This is a genomic window from Pseudomonas sp. TMB3-21, assembly GCF_054898145.1.
Genome location: NZ_CM142718.1, coordinates 1,649,120 through 1,666,279, shown reverse-complemented (window position 1 = coordinate 1,666,279; position 17,160 = coordinate 1,649,120). Strand labels below are relative to the sequence as shown.

Below are 17,160 nucleotides of genomic sequence, written 5' to 3'. Positions count from 1 at the left end.
GCGCAAGGCGGGCCGGAGTCTCGATTACGGATTAACACTGTCCTTCAACGACTTGCCTGGCTTGAACGCGACGGTGTTGCTGGCCTTGATTTTAACTGGCTCACCGGTCTGTGGGTTTTTGCCGGTACGGGCGCCGCGGTGGCGTTGCAGGAAGGTGCCGAAGCCGACCAGTGTCACGCTGTCCTTGCGGTGCAGGGCGCCGGTGATTTCTTCGAGGACGGCGTTGAGAACGCGGTTGGCTTGTTCTTTGGTGAGATCTGCTTTTTCAGCAATGGCGGCGGCGAGTTCTGGTTTACGCATATATGAAGCCCCTTTGACGGTTTTTTGTTGTTATGTCCGTGCTGTCCTCGTTGGGACAGCGACCAAAGCGCCGCAGGTGCTCTACTCTGCGGCAGACGGGAATGAGGATGGCATGCAGCGAGGTGCCGCGCCAGTCTCGGCGCGACCTTTGTGAGGGCAAAAGAGGGGTGATTCCGACAGAACGACCTGTATTTACGCCAGCAAGGCTGGAAGCTGTTTATTCAGGGCCAATTTTTCCATTACAGCCGTGCCAGTCAGGGCATAACCCAGTAATTGGCCCGTGGCATCGCGGCATAAAACCTTGATGTCAACGCCCTGCCCTTCAACGCTCCAGACACCTTCCACGCCCCGTGGCGGCGGAGACACCACCAGTGGGCAGACCGGGGTTTTCACTGTGATCGGCATCGGGCCGTAGCTGACCGCCGTTGGATTGCCGGCGAGGGTTTGCGCCAGTGCTCTCGCACAACTCATCAGGGGCATTACGTACAAAAGATTCAGCCCATCGACCTCGGCACAATCGCCCAAGGCATAGATATTGGCGTGCGAGGTTTGCAAGTGACGGTCGACCATTACGCCGCGATTGATCTGCAAACCGGCGGCCGCCGCCAGATCGATGCGCGGACGCAGGCCGATCGCGGAAACCACCACGTCGCAGGGGATCACCTGCCCATCGGACAGATGCGCTTCCAGGCCATCAGCAACACGTTGCAATCGATTGAGTACCGGGCCGAGATGGAACCGCGCACCCAGGCTTTCCAGCCCGGCCTGAACAGCAGCGGCCGCCGCCGGGTGCAGCAAGGTCGGCATCACCTGTTCACACGGCGCAACCAGTTGCACCTCGTAGCCACCGAGGATCAGGTCGTTGGCAAACTCACAGCCAATCAGCCCCGCGCCCAGCACCAGCACCCGACGCTTGCCCGCCGCTGCCGCACGGAAGCGTGCGTAATCTTCGAGGTCATTGATCGGGAACACTGCGTCGGCCGCATCGCCTTCGATCGGCACGCGCACGGTTTCGGCACCCCACGCCAGGATCAGGTCGCGATAAATCACCGACTCTTCGCCGATCCACAAGCGCTTATGGCCCGGGTCGATGCCGCTGATGCGCGTGTGGGTGCGCACTTCGGCTTTCAATTGCTCGGCCATCGCGCCGGGTTCGGCCATGCTCAAGCCGTCGGCGTCCTTGTTTTTGCCGAACCCGGTGGAGAGCATCGGTTTGGAGTAAGAACGCCCGTCATCGGCGGTAATCAGCAGCAGCGGGGTTTCGCCATCAAGTTTGCGAAACTCCCGGGCCAGGTTGTAACCCGCCAGGCCAGTGCCGATGATCACGACAGGTGCGTTCATGCCTTACTCCCTTTTAAAGTCTTAGTTGATTTCGATCATTTCGAAATCCATCTTGCCGACGCCGCAGTCCGGGCACAGCCAGTCTTCCGGTACGTCCTGCCACAGGGTGCCCGGCGCAATGCCGTCATCCGGCCAGCCGTCAGCTTCGTTATAGATGAGGCCGCAGACTACACATTGCCACTTTTTCATTCAGGTACATCCTCAGGATTCAGACTATTACCGGCGCGAACGGTCGATGGGTGCAGCGTTGCCGTCCGGCTCAGGGCGTTTTGTACTGATCGGACCCGGCAGATGCAAGCCTGTTCAACGCAATGGCCCGCCGGATCAATCAAAATCGCCGACTGACATGGTAAGCTCGCCGCCTCATTTGCTGCCAATAATGACTCATTGTGCAACACTCAAACGCCCCACTCTGGCTGCCTCAAAGCCAACTGACACCCCTCCCCGATGCCCCGACGCTGGACTGGCTGTTCGACGAAGGTTCGCTGACGCGTCGGCTGACCCGCCTGTCCAATGACGCGTTCAGCGTCACGCCCCTGTTCGAAGGCTGGCAACCGCTGCGCACCGACGAATGCGCGGCGCTGGGCCTGGCCGAAGGCAGTGAAGGCTGGGTGCGCGAGGTGTATTTGCGCGGCCACGATGAGCCTTGGGTCTTCGCCCGCAGCGTGGCGTCGCGCAGCGCATTGCAGGGCGATGGTTTGCACATGGATGAACTGGGCAGCCGTTCGCTGGGTGAGTTGCTGTTTTGCGACCGGGCGTTTCAGCGTCGGGCCATCGAGGTGTGTCACTACCCTGAGCAATGGCTGCCGAGCGAATGCCGAGCCGCTGATCTGTGGGGCCGACGCTCGCGCTTCGACCGCGGCGCGTTGAGCGTTCTGGTAGCCGAGATTTTCCTGCCGGCCCTGTGGCTCGCCGCTCGCGCGCATCCGGAGAATTGCTGATGTACCAAAGCCTGCTCAAGTCCCTCAATCGCCTGAATCCACGCGCCTGGGATTTTATTCAGTTGACGCGCATGGACAAGCCGATCGGCATTTACCTACTGCTGTGGCCGACCTTATGGGCGTTGTGGATTGCCGGTGAAGGCTCGCCGTCGATGGCCAACATCGTGATTTTCGTGCTCGGCGTTGTGCTGACCCGTGCCGGTGGGTGCGTGATCAATGACTGGGCGGATCGCAAGGTCGATGGCCATGTGAAGCGTACGGAACAGCGGCCATTGGTGAGCGGCCGGATCAGTTCCAAAGAAGCCTTGGTGTTTTTCGCGCTGCTGATGGGCGTGAGTTTCGTGCTAGTGCTGTGCACCAACGCCACGACGATCTGGCTGTCGCTGGGCGGCTTGGCGCTGGCCTTCAGTTACCCGTTCATGAAGCGCTACACCTATTACCCGCAAGTGGTATTGGGTGCAGCGTTTTCCTGGGGGATGCCGATGGCGTTCACCGCCGAAACCGGGGAACTGCCGGCGGCAGCGTGGTTGCTGTACATCGCCAACCTGTTGTGGACGGTGGGCTACGACACCTATTACGCAATGACCGACCGCGATGACGACTTGAAGATCGGCGTGAAATCCACGGCGATTCTGTTTGGCGAGGCGGACCGGGTGATCATTCTGACCTTGCAAGGGCTGGCGCTGGGTTGTCTGCTGCTGGCGGGGTCGCAGTTCGAACTGGGCGGCTGGTTCCACCTGGGTTTGCTGGCAGCGGCAGGCTGCTTTGCCTGGGAGTTCTGGTACACCCGCGGCAAAGACCGGATGCGTTGCTTCAAGGCGTTTTTGCACAACCACTGGGCGGGGCTGGCGATTTTCGTCGGGATTGTGCTGGATTACGCGTTGCGCTGAGGCCGCCGTAACACCTTGTAGGAGCCGGCTTGCTGGCGATCGGTTTAGAAGGCAACGCGTTTTCCAGACAGATGCGCGTCATCGTTCACGTCCATCGCCAGCAAGCCGGCTCCTACAAATTGGCACTTACATTTTTGGTCCGGTGTTGGTGATGATGTGCCACTTGTCCATTTTCTTGTCGCCTGTCTTGTCGCCCGGCTTCTTGTCTTGAACGAAGTAGTACAGCGGCTTGCCGTCGTATGCCCACTGCATCTTGCCGTCGTCACGCGTGATAGTCGTCCACTTGCCTTCGGGCTTGTCTGATTCAGTCGCCATCAGGGGCGGCCAGTTTTCTGCACATTTGCCGGTACACGCCGATTTGCCGCCCGTGTCGTTGTCGAAGGTGTACAGCGCCATGCCCTTATGGTCCACCAACATGCCGTCTTTAACCATGCCCGGTTCTTCAGCAAAGGCCATCGTCGGCAGCGTTAGCGCAGCCGCCAGCATTAAAGCCTTGCAGGATTGAGCGATGTGCTTCATGGAAACCTTCCTTTTGTGGTTGTCAGGATTCGGACTTAGAGCTTAGTTCAGGATCCCTGCAAACGCTGGGCGACTAAAATACTGTCACACGACTGCAATAATTCCGTTATCTAATGCGGCGCAAGACAGTTAAATGACAAGAGGATTAACGCATGGTTGGCAGGAGCATTCTGATCGTCGACGACGAGGCGCCCATTCGCGAAATGATCGCCGTTGCGTTGGAAATGGCTGGCTATGACTGCCTGGAAGCCGAGAACTCGCAACAGGCACACGCGATCATCGTCGACCGCAAGCCAGACCTGATTCTGCTCGACTGGATGCTGCCTGGCACGTCCGGCATCGAACTGGCGCGCCGCCTCAAACGTGATGAGCTGACCGGGGACATCCCGATCATCATGCTCACGGCCAAGGGCGAAGAGGACAACAAGATTCAGGGCCTTGAAGTCGGCGCCGACGATTACATCACCAAACCGTTTTCCCCTCGCGAACTGGTCGCGCGCCTCAAAGCCGTGCTGCGCCGTGCTGGCCCGACCGATGGCGAAGCGCCGATTGAAGTGGGCGGCCTGCTGCTGGACCCGATCAGCCACCGCGTGACCATCGACGGCAAACCTGCCGAGATGGGCCCGACCGAATATCGCCTGCTGCAGTTTTTCATGACCCACCAGGAGCGCGCCTACACCCGCGGGCAGTTGCTGGACCAGGTCTGGGGCGGCAATGTATATGTCGAGGAGCGCACCGTCGACGTGCACATCCGTCGTCTGCGCAAAGCCCTCGGCGATGCTTACGAAAATCTGGTACAAACCGTTCGCGGCACCGGTTATCGGTTTTCCACCAAAGCATGACGGCAGCTACAAGTTGCAAGCTTCAAGCGGCAAGCTAAAGCCAGACCGCTTCAAACTTGCCGCTTGAGGCTTGAAGCTGGAAGCTGTTTTTCTTCAAGGACGCGCGTACACGTGAACCAAAACTGGCATGGCATCCTGATTCGCCACATGCTGTTGCTGGTCACCGTCTGCCTGGTGATCGGCCTGTTGACGGGCTATTACGGCTGGAGTCTCGCTGCGGGGCTGGGCCTTTATCTGGCCTGGACCCTCAAGCAATTGTTGCGGCTGCACGAATGGCTGCGCCTGCACAAACCCGATGAAGCACCGCCAGATGGCTACGGCCTGTGGGGCGAGGTGTTCGACAGCATCTATCATCTGCAACGCCGCGACCAACGCGTGCGCGGGCGTCTGCAAGCGGTGATCGATCGGGTCCAGGAATCGACCGCTGCGCTCAAAGACGCAGTGATCATGCTCGACAGCGATGGCAACCTGGAATGGTGGAACCGCGCGGCAGAAACCTTGCTCGGGCTCAAAACCCCACAGGACAGCGGCCAACCGGTGACCAATCTGGTACGCCACCCGCGCTTCAAGGAATATTTCGAGCAGGACAACTACGCCGAGCCGCTGGAAATCCCCTCGCCGACCAACGATCGCGTGCGCATTCAGCTGTACATCACCCGCTACGGCAACAACGAGCATTTGATGCTGGTGCGCGACGTGACGCGCATCCATCAGCTGGAGCAGATGCGCAAGGACTTCATTGCCAACGTCTCCCACGAATTGCGAACGCCGCTGACGGTGATCTGCGGCTATCTGGAAACCCTGCTCGACAACGTCGAGGAAGTGAACCCGCGCTGGACCCGCGCCCTGCAGCAGATGCAGCAGCAAGGCGGGCGCATGCAGACGCTGCTCAACGACCTGTTGCTGCTGGCCAAACTGGAAGCCACCGATTACCCGTCGGACAACCAGCCGATCGCCATCGACGGCTTGCTGCAGTCGATCAAAAGCGACGCTCAGCAGTTGTCCGGTCAGAAGAACCAGCACATCACACTGGAAGCCAATCCGACGATTCTGCTCAAGGGCAGCGAAGCGGAATTGCGCAGCGCATTTTCCAACCTGGTGTTCAACGCTGTGAAGTACACGCCGGCTGAAGGCAATATCCGCATCCGCTGGTGGGGCGACGAGCAAGGGGCGCACTTGAGCGTGCAGGACTCGGGCATCGGCATCGACAGCAAACACCTGCCGCGCCTGACCGAGCGTTTCTACCGCGTTGACTCCAGCCGCAATTCCAACACTGGCGGCACGGGCCTTGGCCTGGCGATCGTCAAACACGTGCTGTTACGCCACCGAGCACGCATGGAAATCAGCAGCGTGCCGGGCCACGGCAGTACGTTCACCTGCCATTTCGCGCCGGCCCAAGTGAGTAAATCCCTGGTGATCAGCCCGATCGATTGATACCGGCGAGCACTCGCCACTAGGCAATCGCCGAGTCAGCCGCTACATTGGCTGACTTGTGCCTGCCTTTCAGGCACCGCATCAATCCCCTTTTCGAATACACGGAACCCGCAAAACTCCATCATGGACCCTTCCCCTGGCTTGACCCTCGCGACACTTTTCGCCGATTTCGGCATGATTCTTTTTGCTCTGATCCTGGTTTTGCTCAACGGCTTTTTCGTTGCGGCGGAATTCGCCATGGTCAAATTGCGCTCGACCCGGGTCGAGGCCATCGCTGAGAAAAACGGCTGGCGCGGGCACATCCTGCGCACCGTGCACAGTCAGCTCGATGCCTACCTGTCGGCGTGCCAATTGGGCATCACCCTCGCCTCGCTGGGCCTGGGCTGGGTCGGTGAGCCGGCGTTCGCGCACATTCTCGAGCCGGTCCTGAGCGCGGCGGGCGTGGAGTCTGCCGAAGTGGTCAAGGGCGTTTCGTTCTTCACCGCATTTTTCATCATTTCGTACCTGCACATCGTCATCGGCGAGCTCGCGCCAAAGTCCTGGGCCATCCGCAAACCCGAGCTGCTGTCGCTCTGGACCGCCGTACCGCTGTACCTGTTCTACTGGGCGATGTACCCGGCCATTTATCTGCTCAACGCCAGCGCCAACGCGATTCTGCGGATCGCCGGCCAGGGTGAACCCGGCCCGCATCACGAGCACCATTACAGCCGTGAAGAACTGAAACTGATCCTGCACTCCAGCCGTGGCCAGGACCCCAGCGACCAAGGCATGCGTGTGCTGGCGTCAGCGGTGGAGATGGGCGAACTGGAGGTGGTCGACTGGGCCAATTCCCGCGAAGACTTGGTGATGCTCGAATTCAACGCACCGCTCAAGGAAATCCTGGCGATGTTCCGTCGCCACAAGTTCAGCCGCTATCCGGTCTACGACAGCGACACGCAAGAGTTCGTCGGCCTGTTGCACATCAAGGATCTGCTGCTGGAACTGGCTGCGCTGGATCACATTCCCGAGTCCTTCAACCTTGCCGAATTGACCCGGCCGCTGGAGCGGGTATCGCGACACATGCCTTTGTCCCAACTGCTCGAGCAGTTCCGCAAGGGCGGCTCGCACTTCGCGCTGGTTGAAGAGGCCGATGGCAATATCATCGGCTACCTGACCATGGAAGATGTGCTGGAAGTGCTGGTTGGCGACATTCAGGACGAACACCGCAAGGCCGAGCGCGGGATCCTCGCTTATCAGCCGGGCAAATTGCTGGTTCGCGGTGATACGCCGCTGTTCAAGGTCGAGCGCCTGCTGGGCATTGACCTGGACCATGTGGAAGCCGAAACCCTGGCGGGGCTTGTCTACGACAGCCTCAAGCGCGTACCGGAAGAAGAGGAAGTGCTGGAAGTCGAAGGTTTGCGCATCATCATCAAGAAGATGAAAGGGCCGAAGATTGTATTGGCCAAGGTGTTGATGCTGGATTGATCAAAGGCTGAGGGGCTTTTGTGGTGAGGGAGCTTGCTCCCGCCGGGTCGCGAAGCGGCCCCAAATCCTGCAACCGCACGCAGTCAGGCACCCCGCGTTCAACGGTTTTACGACTGCTGCGCAGCCGAGCGGGAGCAAGCTCCCTCGCCACACTGAATCCGCTTAGCCTTTATTGTTTGCCCAACGCAAAGTTGGGCAGGCTGCCCATCGGTTGAGCGAACTGATACGGGATCGATACCAGCCCCAGCCCGGTATTGCGCTGCACCACGAAATGCAGGTGCGGCCCGCTACTGTTGCCGGTGTTGCCTGACAGCGCCAAGGCACTGCCCACCGACACCCGCTGGCCCTCCCGAACGCTGACCGAACCCCGTTGCAGGTGCAGATAGACGCCCATCGTGCCGTCATCGTGCAGCACTCGCACGAAATTGCCCGACGGATCAGTGCCGCGACCGGTCTGTTTATTCTCGGTTTTCACGACGATGCCGCCGCGCGCCGCGATAATCGGCGTGCCCTCGGGCATGGCGATGTCCATGGCGTAGCGGTTTTTCGGGCCGTAGTGGCTGTATTGGCCGTTGGCGCCCTGGCTCAGGCGAAAGGGGCCACCGCGCCATGGCAGCGGGTATCGATAGGCCATGACGGCGCCTGAGGGGTCGCCCAGGGAATATTCGAACTTCGGCACATACACGAGCGGCCGACCGGTCTGTTTGGGCGTCAGCAGCGCCAGGCGGATCCTGCTGCGCGCCGGCATCACCCGCCGGATCGGCCGGCTCGGGGCGCCGCTGACGTTCCTCAGAGCGGAGAAACTCAATTCGATCTCGACCGGCGCGTACAGGTCGTTGCGCACGAAAACGCTGTCCGCACCCTTCTGCTTCTGGATGTCGAGGTAAACCTGCCGTTCCAGGTTTTCGTCCATACGATCACGGAAGACGAACACTTTGGAGCCTTTCGTGGGGCGGTCGCTGTAGGAGACCACGCCATTGGCATCTTTGGACTTGTAGATGGTCATGGCCAGGGCCGACGTGCAGGCCATGTACAGACCACAGAACAACAACAGGCGCGCGAGCATGGGCAGGTATCTGTCGAGTAAGACTTGGGTTGGAGCCTAGCAGGTGCGAAGGACCTGAGTAGTGGGTAGATGTTTCAAATGGCCAGACCGGGAGATGAGCGGTGAAGTGACGGCCGCTTCGCGGGCAAGTCGGATTGCGGCCTCACTCGCTCCCACAGTGGATGTCATTGCCCTGTGGGAGCACGGCTTGCCCGAGAAGCGCTCTGGCAGGCGACGAAGATTACGCGCCCGGAATGAAATGCTTCTGCGCAGTACCGCGTGCGATCAGGCGCGAGATGTAATCGAGCTTCTGCGCATCCTGATCGACGAAGCGGAACGTCAGCTGCAGCCAGTCGCTGTCCGGCTTCTGCTCGAACGCAACAATGGCGTGCAGGTAGCCATTTAAACGCGCGACCTCGGCATTGTCGCCCTGCTCCATATCGAGCACGGCGCTGTCGAGGATTTGCGGCAGCGCCTCGGTGCGTTTCACCACCAACAAGGCCTCCTTTAGGCTGAGGGCCTTGATCACGCATTGCTGAATGCCGTTTGGCAAACGCAGCTGGCCTTGGCCACGGCCGCTGGAGGGCGCCGAAGAGGCAGCGGGTGCCTTCACCGGTTGGCTGTTGAGCAAGCCTCGGGACGCCACGCTGGCCGCTGCGGCAGGGGCAGCAGCGGCAGGTCTGGCGGCAGCTACGGGCGCAGGCGTTGCAGGTGCGCCGGCCACGGCAGGCTTGCCACCGGTCAGTGCACTGAGGGAGTCGTTGCCGAACGCCGAGTTCATCTTGGTCGGAGCGCTGTTCATCAAGGTGTCGAGTTTGCCGACCTTGTTCAGCGCCTGCTTGACCTTGGTCAGCAGTTGTTCGTTGGTGAAGGGCTTGCTGACATAGCCGGAAACGCCGGCCTGAATCGCCTGGACGACGTTCTCTTTATCGCCACGACTGGTCACCATCACGAACGGCATGGTCTTGAGGTTGTCCTGCTCGCGACACCAGGTCAGCAGTTCCAGGCCGGACATTTCCGGCATTTCCCAGTCGCACAGGACCAGGTCGAACGCTTCTCGCGCCAGAATTGACTGAGCTTTCTTGCCGTTGACCGCGTCTTCTATGTGAATGCCCGGAAAATAATTGCGCAGGCATTTTTTTACCAGGTCACGAATGAACGACGCATCGTCCACGACCAACACACTGACCTTACTCATCCATCACCCCTTTAAAAAATCCCGGCAAGGATACCGCCTTATCTGATGGCACATTGCCAAAAAGCTTCAGTCACGCCGGGACTTTCGTTCGCGGGCGCTGCATTCGAATTCGTAAACCCGTAAATGAAAACGCCCGGCCAAAAGGCCGGGCGCTTTAGTTGGGCAATCTTACTTATCGTCCGCTACGCCCGGAACATTAGCGTTTTCGCCACTTGTGCCTTCAACTTCTTCCTTCATGCGCTTGAGGCCCAGGTGACGTACGTCAGTGCCGCGCACCAGGTAAATCACCAGTTCGGAGATATTACGGGCGTGGTCACCGATGCGCTCCAGCGAACGCAACACCCAGATAATGCTCAGAACCCGCGAGATAGAGCGCGGATCTTCCATCATGTAGGTGGCGAGCTCACGCAGCGCGGTTTTGTATTCGCGGTCGATGATCTTGTCGTATTGCGCGACCGACAGGGCCAGATCAGCATCGAAGCGGGCAAAAGCGTCCAGCGCATCACGCACCATGTTGCGCACCTGGTCGCCGATGTGACGCACCTCGACGTAACCGCGCGGCGCTTCGCCTTCTTCACACAACTGAATGGCGCGGCGAGCGATCTTGGTGGCTTCATCACCGATGCGCTCCAGGTCGATGACCGACTTGGAGATGCTGATGATCAGCCGCAAGTCAGAGGCCGCAGGCTGACGACGGGCCAGAATGCGCAGGCATTCTTCGTCGATGTTGCGTTCCATCTGGTTGATCTGGTCGTCGATTTCGCGAACCTGCTGAGCCAGGCCGGAGTCGGCCTCGATCAGCGCGGTGACCGCGTCATTGACTTGCTTTTCCACCAGCCCGCCCATGGCCAGGAGGTGGCTGCGCACTTCCTCAAGTTCGGCGTTGAACTGCGCGGAAATGTGGTGGGTAAGGCCTTCTTTACTAATCATCTGTTTCGCTCCGCGAAAGTTGCAAGCTTCAAGCTGCAAGCTTCAAGCAGTTATGTACAAGTCCTGATATCGCACCGCTGCTCTCTTGCCGCTTGAAACTTGCGGCTTGAAGCTGCCTCAACTAGCCATAGCGACCGGTAATGTAGTCTTCGGTCTGCTTCTTCGCCGGATTGGTGAACAGGGTGTCGGTATCGCCGAATTCCACCAGTTTGCCCATGTACATGAACGCCGTGTAGTCGGAAACCCGCGCGGCCTGCTGCATGTTGTGGGTCACGATGACGATGGTGAACTTAGATTTCAGTTCGTAGATCAGCTCTTCGACTTTCAGTGTCGAGATCGGGTCGAGTGCCGAGCAAGGTTCGTCGAGCAGCAGCACTTCCGGCTCTACGGCGATGGTGCGCGCGATGACCAGACGTTGCTGTTGACCACCGGACAAGCCCAGTGCCGATTCATGCAGACGGTCTTTGACCTCGTCCCACAGCGCCGCGCCTTTCAACGCCCACTCGACGGCTTCATCGAGAATGCGCTTCTTGTTGATGCCCTGGATGCGCAGGCCGTACACCACGTTCTCGTAGATGGTTTTCGGGAACGGGTTAGGCTTCTGAAACACCATGCCGACGCGACGACGCAACTCGGCAACGTCTTCGCCCTTGCGGTAGATGTTGTTGCCATACAGATTGATCGCGCCTTCAACGCGGCAGCCGTCGACCAGATCGTTCATACGGTTGAACGTACGCAACAGCGTTGACTTGCCGCAGCCGGACGGCCCGATGAAAGCGGTCACGCGCTGTTTCGGAATGTTCAGGCTGACGTCGTACAGCGCTTGTTTGTCGCCGTAGAACAGGTTCAGGCCCGGCACTTCGATGGCCACGGTTTCCTGCTCGAGGTTCAGGCTCTGCTTGTCGCGACCCAGGGCCGACATGTTAATGCCGTGGGTATGAGTTTCGTGCTGCATGGTCTCACTCCGTTCGTAGCTGCGAGCTTCTAGCTGCAAGCTGCAAGATTTGAGCAAATGCGGCTTGTAGCTTGCCGCTTGTGGCTAATGGCTTTAGCTATCCAGCGCTTTGTATTTTTCGCGCAGGTGATTTCGGATGTAGACGGCCGACAGGTTCAGTGTCGCGATCACCAGCACCAGCAGGAACGCTGTGGCGTACACCAGCGGCCGCGCGGCTTCAACGTTAGGGCTCTGGAAGCCAACGTCATAAATATGGAAGCCAAGGTGCATGATCTTCTGGTCAAGGTGAAGGTACGGGTAGTTGCCATCCAGCGGCAGCGACGGCGCCAGTTTCACCACGCCCACCAGCATCAGCGGCGCCACTTCACCCGCGGCACGCGCTACAGCGAGAATCATGCCGGTCATCATCGCCGGGCTGGCCATTGGCAGCACAATTTTCCACAAGGTTTCCGCTTTGGTGGCGCCAAGCGCCAGCGAGCCCTCACGCACAGTGCGCGGAATCCGCGCCAGGCCTTCTTCCGTGGCGACGATCACCACCGGCACCGCCAGCAGCGCCAGGGTCAGGGAAGCCCAGAGCAGGCCCGGTGTACCGAAGGTCGGCGCCGGCAATGCTTCCGGGAAGAACAAGCGGTCGACCGAGCCGCCCAGCACGTACACGAAGAAGCCCAGGCCGAACACACCGTAAACGATCGCCGGCACACCGGCCAGGTTGTTCACCGCGATGCGGATGATCCGGGTCAATGCGTTCTGTTTGGCATACTCCCGTAGATAAACCGCTGCCAGTACGCCGAACGGCGTCACGATCATCGCCATGATCAACGTCATCATCACGGTACCGAAGATCGCCGGGAAGATGCCGCCTTCAGTGTTCGCTTCTCGCGGATCGTCGCTCAGGAACTCCCAGACTTTGCTGAAGTAGAAGCGGATCTTGGTGAATGTGCCCATCGCGTTCGGCTGAAAAGCGTGAACCACTTTGCCGATCTCGATCACCACTTCTTTGCCGTTGGCATCGCGGGCGGTGAGGCTGTCGCGGTTGAACTGGGCATGCAAATCGGCCAGGCGCGCTTCGATGTCCTGATAGCGAGCGTTCAGTTCAGCGCGATCGGCGTCCATGTCTGCTTGTGCAGCGGCGTCGACGCCACCGGAGAGTTCCAGCTTGCGACCCTGCAAACGGATGCGTTCGAGCCCGGCGTTGATGGCGCCAATGTCGACCTTCTCCAGGGTCTTGAGTTGAGCCGCGAGCTCGTTGACGCGAGCAACACGGGCCTGCAGCTCCGGCCACGCCGCTTCGCCTTCAGCGATGACTTTGCCACCCTCTTTGACGTTGACCAGGTAACCGTAAAAGTTACCCCACTCGCGACGTTCGATGGCCATCAACTCCGGCGGCGTCGTCTGATTGGTCAGCCACTCGCCGACGATCCAGGTGAAGTCGTTGCCGTTCAGGTCACGGTTGCCGACCTTGATCAGCTCGCGGGTCATGAACTCCGGGCCTTCGTCCGGCACCGGCAGGCCCGCGCTTTTGAGGCGCTCGCGCGGCACTTGCTCTTTCTGCACCACTTCGCCGATCACCAGGTGATTGGCCTGGCCCGGCACGTCGTAGCTGGCGTGCACCAGGTCCGCCGGCCAGAAATGACCCAGACCGCGCACGGCAATCACTGCCAGCAGGCCAATGGTCATGATGACCGAGATGGACACCGCGCCACCGCTGATCCAGACGCCCGGGGCGCCGCTCTTGAACCATCCGTTCAGGGAGTTCTGTTTCACAGACTTCTACCTTTCTTAAAGCGACGAGTATTTCTTGCGCAGGCGCTGACGAATCAGTTCTGCGAGGGTGTTCATGACGAAGGTGAACAACAGCAGCACCAGCGCCGATAGGAACAGCACGCGGTAGTGGCTGCCGCCGACTTCCGATTCGGGCATTTCCACCGCGACGTTGGCGGCCAGCGTACGCAGACCTTCGAACAGGTTCATTTCCATGACCGGGGTGTTGCCGGTGGCCATCAGCACGATCATGGTTTCCCCGACGGCACGGCCCATGCCGATCATCAGCGCCGAGAAAATACCCGGGCTGGCGGTAAGGATCACCACCCGCGTCATGGTCTGCCACGGTGTGGCACCGAGGGCCAGGGAACCGAGGGTCAAGCCACGCGGTACGCTGAATACGGCGTCTTCGGCAATCGAATAGATGTTCGGGATCACCGCAAAGCCCATGGCCAGGCCCACCACCAGTGCGTTGCGCTGGTCGTAGGTGATGCCCAGGTCGTGGGAGATCCACATGCGCATGTCGCCGCCGAAGAACCAGTTTTCCATGTACGGGCTCATGTACAGCGAGAGCCAGCCTATGAACAGGATAACCGGGATCAGAATCGCGCTTTCCCAGCCTTCAGGCACTCTCAGGCGGATCGATTCAGGCAGGCGACTGAAGATGAAACCAGCCACCAGAATGCCGATCGGCAACAACATCAACAGGCTGAAGATGCCCGGCAGATGCCCTTCGACGTAAGGCGCGAGGAACAGGCCCGCGAAGAAACCGAGGATCACCGTCGGCATCGCTTCCATCAATTCGATAACCGGCTTGACCTTGCGGCGCAGGCTCGGGGCCATGAAATAAGCGGTGTAGATGGCGGCGGCAACAGCCAGCGGCGCGGCGAGCAGCATGGCGTAGAACGCAGCCTTCAGCGTACCGAAGGTCAGTGGTGCCAGGCTCATCTTGGGTTCGAAATCGGTGTTGGCGGCGGTCGATTGCCAGACGTATTTAGGCTCGTCGTAGTTTTCGTACCAGACCTTGCTCCACAGCGCGCTCCAGGAAACTTCCGGGTGCGGGTTCTCCAGCAGCAACGGTTGCAGCTTGCCGCCCTGCTCCACGATGATCCGGTTGGCCCGCGGCGACAGACCAAACAGGCCCTGGCCATCGACCACTTGATCCACCAGCAGGGTGCGGTGAGCGGTGCTGTGGAACACGCCGAGCTTGCCGGACGCGTCCAGCGCGACGAAACCTTTGCGGCGTTCTTCGGCAGTGATTTCAACGATCGGTGTGGTGCCCATGTGGAAGGTGCGGATCTGCTTCAAGCGCGATTCGCCATCCGCGTCACGCGCCATGAACCATTGGGCCAGACCGCCCTTGGAGTCACCGAGAATCAACGAGATGCCGCCCACCAGCTGAGCACTGGCAGTGATCTGGTCATCGCCGTTCTCGAGCAGTTTGTAGCGACCGTTGAGACTCTTGTCGCGCAGGCTGAACACGTCGGCTTGAGCACGACCGTTGATCACGTACAGCCACTGTTGGCGCGGGTCGACGAAGATGTTCTTCACCGGCTCGGTCATCTGCGGCAAATCAATGCGCTGCTGCTCGTTGGTCACTTCGCCCGTCATCATGTTCTCTTCGCTGGTGAGCGATAGAACATTAAGTTGCGAACCGGTGGAACCGACCAGCATCAGGGTCGAATCGGTAGCGTTGAGGCTGACGTGCTCCAGCGGACCACCTGCCTCGTTGAGCGCAATCGGCGACTCGCCGTATGGATACTCGATCGCCGGTGAAATGGTTTTCTTGCCGTCCGGGTAGGAGACTTTATAGGTGTGACGGAACACCAGCGCCTGACCGTTGGAAAAACCCACCGCTACCAGCGGTTGGCCGGGCTGGTCTTTGCCGATGGCGGTAACGCTGGCCCCGGCTGGCACCGGCAGGTCGACGCGCTTGAGTTCGGCGCCGCTGTCGATATCAAAGAACAATGCCTGGCCCTTGTCGGACACGCGCATGGCGACCTGATTCTGTTCTTCCAGGGAAATCATCAGCGGCTTGCCAGCATCCTGCATCCAGGCCGGCGTGATCGCGTCCTGCACTTCCAGGTCGGCACCTTTGAACAGCGGCGCAACCACGTAAGCGAGGAAGAAGAAGATCAGGGTGATCGCTGCCAGCACCGCGAGGCCGCCAATCAGGACGTACCAGCGCGTGAAGCGATCCTTGAGCGCGCGAATACGGCGCTTGCGTTGCAACTCAGGCGTATTGAAATCAATTCGCTTGGGGGGATTTGTAGTCATGGGAGCATTGGCCAGATCATTCATGCGCACACCCTAGCGATCCTGTATGACAGAAAGATGACAGTGCAGTGACGCGACAAATCCGCCGCGTGTATGGACAGGCAGCGGATTGAGAATTCGGGTTGTAGGAGACGGCTCGCTGGCGATTCTGTCGACTTGGTCGGACGGTCTCACCGGGGTGAGGCCATCGCCAGCAAGCCGGCTCCTACAAAAATCCGGGGGTTAACCCGGACCTAGGGTTTTACTTCTTTACTACGCTGCCGCCTTCTTGCAGGCCCAGGTCAGCCAGTGCTTTGGCAGCGACTTTGGCTGGCAGCGGGATGTAGCCGTCTTTCACTACAACTTCCTGACCTTGCTTGGACAGAACCAGCTTGATGAACTCAGCTTCCAGCGGAGCCAGAGGCTTGTTCGGAGCCTTGTTGACGTAAACGTAGAGGAAACGCGACAGCGGGTACTTGCCGTTCAGGGCGTTTTCTTCGGTGTCTTCGATGTACTCAGTGCTGCCTTTCTTGGCCAGAGCCACTGTCTTCACGCTGGCGGTCTTGTAACCGATGCCCGAGTAGCCTACGCCGTTCAGCGAAGAGCTGATCGATTGCACAACCGAAGCAGAACCTGGTTGTTCGTTCACGTTGGCCTTGAAGTCGCCTTTGCACAGGGCTTCTTCTTTGAAATAGCCGTAAGTGCCGGATACCGAGTTACGACCGAACAGTTGCACCGGCTTGTTCGCCAGATCGCCAGTCACACCCAGATCACCCCAGGTTTTTACGTCGGCTTTACCGCCGCACAGACGCGTCGAAGAGAAAATCGCATCGACTTGTTCCATGCTCAGACCCTTGATCGGGTTGTCCTTGTGTACGAATACCGCCAGGGCGTCCACGGCCACCGGGATAGCGGTTGGCTTGTAGCCGTATTTGGTTTCGAAGGCTTGCAGCTCGTTGTCCTTCATCTTGCGGCTCATCGGGCCCAGGTTAGCGGTGCCTTCAGTCAACGCAGGTGGCGCGGTGGACGAACCGGCGGCCTGAATCTGGATGTTTACGTTCGGGTATTCTTTTTTGTAGTTCTCGGCCCAGAGGGTCATGAGGTTGGCCAGGGTATCGGAACCGACGCTGGACAGGTTGCCCGACACACCAGTGGTCTTGGTGTAGCCCGGAATAGCAGGGTCAACAGCGGCAACCGCGTTGGCAGTCGCAACGCCAGCAGCGACGAAAGTCATTGCCGCCATCAAACGCTTCAGTTTCATGCCTTACTCCTAGCAGATAGGGT

16 protein-coding genes are annotated in these 17,160 nt (G+C 59.6%); 5 read left to right on the top strand and 11 right to left on the bottom strand.

Going from position 1 to position 17,160, the window contains the following annotated elements:
• Positions 1–24 precede the first annotated feature (24 nt).
• The 3 genes from ACYZTS_RS07695 to ACYZTS_RS07685 form a co-directional block, all read right to left on the bottom strand.
• Positions 25–300 (bottom strand): HU family DNA-binding protein, encoded by a 276-nt coding sequence (locus tag ACYZTS_RS07695; RefSeq protein WP_003213368.1) that lies wholly within the window; start codon positions 298–300, stop codon positions 25–27.
• 192 nt (positions 301–492) lie between these two features.
• On the bottom strand, positions 493–1,641 hold the full coding sequence (locus ACYZTS_RS07690; RefSeq protein ID WP_028620439.1) for an NAD(P)/FAD-dependent oxidoreductase: 1,149 nt from the start codon (positions 1,639–1,641) through the stop codon (positions 493–495).
• A gap of 21 nt (positions 1,642–1,662) precedes the next feature.
• Positions 1,663–1,830 (bottom strand): rubredoxin, encoded by a 168-nt coding sequence (locus ACYZTS_RS07685; RefSeq protein ID WP_007954349.1) that lies wholly within the window; start codon positions 1,828–1,830, stop codon positions 1,663–1,665.
• Between the two features lie 200 nt (positions 1,831–2,030).
• On the opposite strand from ACYZTS_RS07685, the gene ACYZTS_RS07680 reads away from it, so the two are divergent.
• Together ACYZTS_RS07680 and ubiA are read left to right on the top strand one after the other, a co-directional pair.
• Positions 2,031–2,582 (top strand): chorismate--pyruvate lyase family protein, encoded by a 552-nt coding sequence (locus tag ACYZTS_RS07680; protein ID WP_461995115.1) that lies wholly within the window; start codon positions 2,031–2,033, stop codon positions 2,580–2,582.
• The gene (ubiA, locus tag ACYZTS_RS07675) at positions 2,582–3,472 is read left to right on the top strand and encodes a 4-hydroxybenzoate octaprenyltransferase (protein WP_028620437.1); all 891 of its coding nucleotides are present in this window, start codon (positions 2,582–2,584) and stop codon (positions 3,470–3,472) included. Before ACYZTS_RS07680 ends, ubiA begins: the two co-directional genes overlap by 1 nt.
• A 126-nt stretch (positions 3,473–3,598) precedes the next feature.
• On the opposite strand, the gene ACYZTS_RS07670 is transcribed toward ubiA, so the two are convergent.
• Positions 3,599–3,991: a COG4315 family predicted lipoprotein gene (locus ACYZTS_RS07670; protein WP_461995113.1), complete on the bottom strand. Its 393-nt coding sequence runs from the start codon at positions 3,989–3,991 to the stop codon at positions 3,599–3,601.
• A 152-nt stretch (positions 3,992–4,143) separates the two neighbouring features.
• Here ACYZTS_RS07670 and phoB point away from each other — a divergent pair, with 152 nt between their 5' ends.
• From phoB to ACYZTS_RS07655, 3 genes are all read left to right on the top strand, one after another.
• Positions 4,144–4,833 (top strand): phosphate regulon transcriptional regulator PhoB, encoded by a 690-nt coding sequence (gene phoB, locus ACYZTS_RS07665; protein WP_007896474.1) that lies wholly within the window; start codon positions 4,144–4,146, stop codon positions 4,831–4,833.
• A gap of 147 nt (positions 4,834–4,980) precedes the next feature.
• Entirely contained in the window at positions 4,981–6,267 is a 1,287-nt protein-coding gene (phoR, locus tag ACYZTS_RS07660; RefSeq protein ID WP_236645568.1) for a phosphate regulon sensor histidine kinase PhoR, read from the top strand.
• Between the two features lie 123 nt (positions 6,268–6,390).
• Complete coding sequence (locus tag ACYZTS_RS07655) at positions 6,391–7,731, top strand: hemolysin family protein (RefSeq protein WP_028620434.1); 1,341 nt, start codon at positions 6,391–6,393, stop codon at positions 7,729–7,731.
• A gap of 169 nt (positions 7,732–7,900) precedes the next feature.
• Here ACYZTS_RS07655 and ACYZTS_RS07650 read toward each other — a convergent pair whose 3' ends face one another.
• The 7 genes from ACYZTS_RS07650 to ACYZTS_RS07620 form a co-directional block, all read right to left on the bottom strand.
• A complete protein-coding gene (locus tag ACYZTS_RS07650; RefSeq protein ID WP_461995111.1) occupies positions 7,901–8,797 on the bottom strand; it encodes a peptidoglycan DD-metalloendopeptidase family protein in 897 nt (298 codons plus the stop codon).
• A gap of 220 nt (positions 8,798–9,017) precedes the next feature.
• Positions 9,018–9,974, bottom strand: coding sequence for a response regulator (locus ACYZTS_RS07645; protein WP_028620432.1), 957 nt, complete (start codon positions 9,972–9,974; stop codon positions 9,018–9,020).
• Between the two features lie 168 nt (positions 9,975–10,142).
• Positions 10,143–10,904: a phosphate signaling complex protein PhoU gene (gene phoU, locus ACYZTS_RS07640; RefSeq protein ID WP_028620431.1), complete on the bottom strand. Its 762-nt coding sequence runs from the start codon at positions 10,902–10,904 to the stop codon at positions 10,143–10,145.
• Positions 10,905–11,025: 121 nt separating this feature from the next.
• Positions 11,026–11,859 (bottom strand): phosphate ABC transporter ATP-binding protein PstB, encoded by an 834-nt coding sequence (gene pstB / locus ACYZTS_RS07635; protein ID WP_028620430.1) that lies wholly within the window; start codon positions 11,857–11,859, stop codon positions 11,026–11,028.
• Positions 11,860–11,952: 93 nt separating this feature from the next.
• Positions 11,953–13,623, bottom strand: coding sequence for a phosphate ABC transporter permease PstA (pstA, locus tag ACYZTS_RS07630; RefSeq protein WP_461995108.1), 1,671 nt, complete (start codon positions 13,621–13,623; stop codon positions 11,953–11,955).
• A 15-nt stretch (positions 13,624–13,638) separates the two neighbouring features.
• Positions 13,639–15,921, bottom strand: a complete 2,283-nt coding sequence (locus tag ACYZTS_RS07625; protein WP_461995106.1) for an ABC transporter permease subunit — start codon at positions 15,919–15,921, stop codon at positions 13,639–13,641.
• A 217-nt stretch (positions 15,922–16,138) separates the two neighbouring features.
• Entirely contained in the window at positions 16,139–17,137 is a 999-nt protein-coding gene (locus ACYZTS_RS07620; RefSeq protein ID WP_028620427.1) for a phosphate ABC transporter substrate-binding protein PstS family protein, read from the bottom strand.
• Positions 17,138–17,160: the final 23 nt, after the last annotated feature.

What these genes read in the sequence shown, in the direction of transcription:
- ubiA (WP_028620437.1), top strand. Translation starts at nt 2,582, where the DNA reads ATGTACCAAAGCCTGCTCAAGTCCCTCAATCGCCTGAATCCACGCGCC.
- pstB (WP_028620430.1), bottom strand. Translation starts at nt 11,859, where the DNA reads ATGCAGCACGAAACTCATACCCACGGCATTAACATGTCGGCCCTGGGT.
- phoB (WP_007896474.1), top strand. Translation starts at nt 4,144, where the DNA reads ATGGTTGGCAGGAGCATTCTGATCGTCGACGACGAGGCGCCCATTCGC.
- ACYZTS_RS07645 (WP_028620432.1), bottom strand. Translation starts at nt 9,974, where the DNA reads ATGAGTAAGGTCAGTGTGTTGGTCGTGGACGATGCGTCGTTCATTCGT.
- ACYZTS_RS07625 (WP_461995106.1), bottom strand. Translation starts at nt 15,921, where the DNA reads ATGAATGATCTGGCCAATGCTCCCATGACTACAAATCCCCCCAAGCGA.
- phoU (WP_028620431.1), bottom strand. Translation starts at nt 10,904, where the DNA reads ATGATTAGTAAAGAAGGCCTTACCCACCACATTTCCGCGCAGTTCAAC.
- ACYZTS_RS07620 (WP_028620427.1), bottom strand. Translation starts at nt 17,137, where the DNA reads ATGAAACTGAAGCGTTTGATGGCGGCAATGACTTTCGTCGCTGCTGGC.
- ACYZTS_RS07690 (WP_028620439.1), bottom strand. Translation starts at nt 1,641, where the DNA reads ATGAACGCACCTGTCGTGATCATCGGCACTGGCCTGGCGGGTTACAAC.
- ACYZTS_RS07670 (WP_461995113.1), bottom strand. Translation starts at nt 3,991, where the DNA reads ATGAAGCACATCGCTCAATCCTGCAAGGCTTTAATGCTGGCGGCTGCG.
- ACYZTS_RS07655 (WP_028620434.1), top strand. Translation starts at nt 6,391, where the DNA reads ATGGACCCTTCCCCTGGCTTGACCCTCGCGACACTTTTCGCCGATTTC.
- ACYZTS_RS07650 (WP_461995111.1), bottom strand. Translation starts at nt 8,797, where the DNA reads ATGCTCGCGCGCCTGTTGTTGTTCTGTGGTCTGTACATGGCCTGCACG.
- ACYZTS_RS07695 (WP_003213368.1), bottom strand. Translation starts at nt 300, where the DNA reads ATGCGTAAACCAGAACTCGCCGCCGCCATTGCTGAAAAAGCAGATCTC.
- phoR (WP_236645568.1), top strand. Translation starts at nt 4,981, where the DNA reads ATGCTGTTGCTGGTCACCGTCTGCCTGGTGATCGGCCTGTTGACGGGC.
- ACYZTS_RS07685 (WP_007954349.1), bottom strand. Translation starts at nt 1,830, where the DNA reads ATGAAAAAGTGGCAATGTGTAGTCTGCGGCCTCATCTATAACGAAGCT.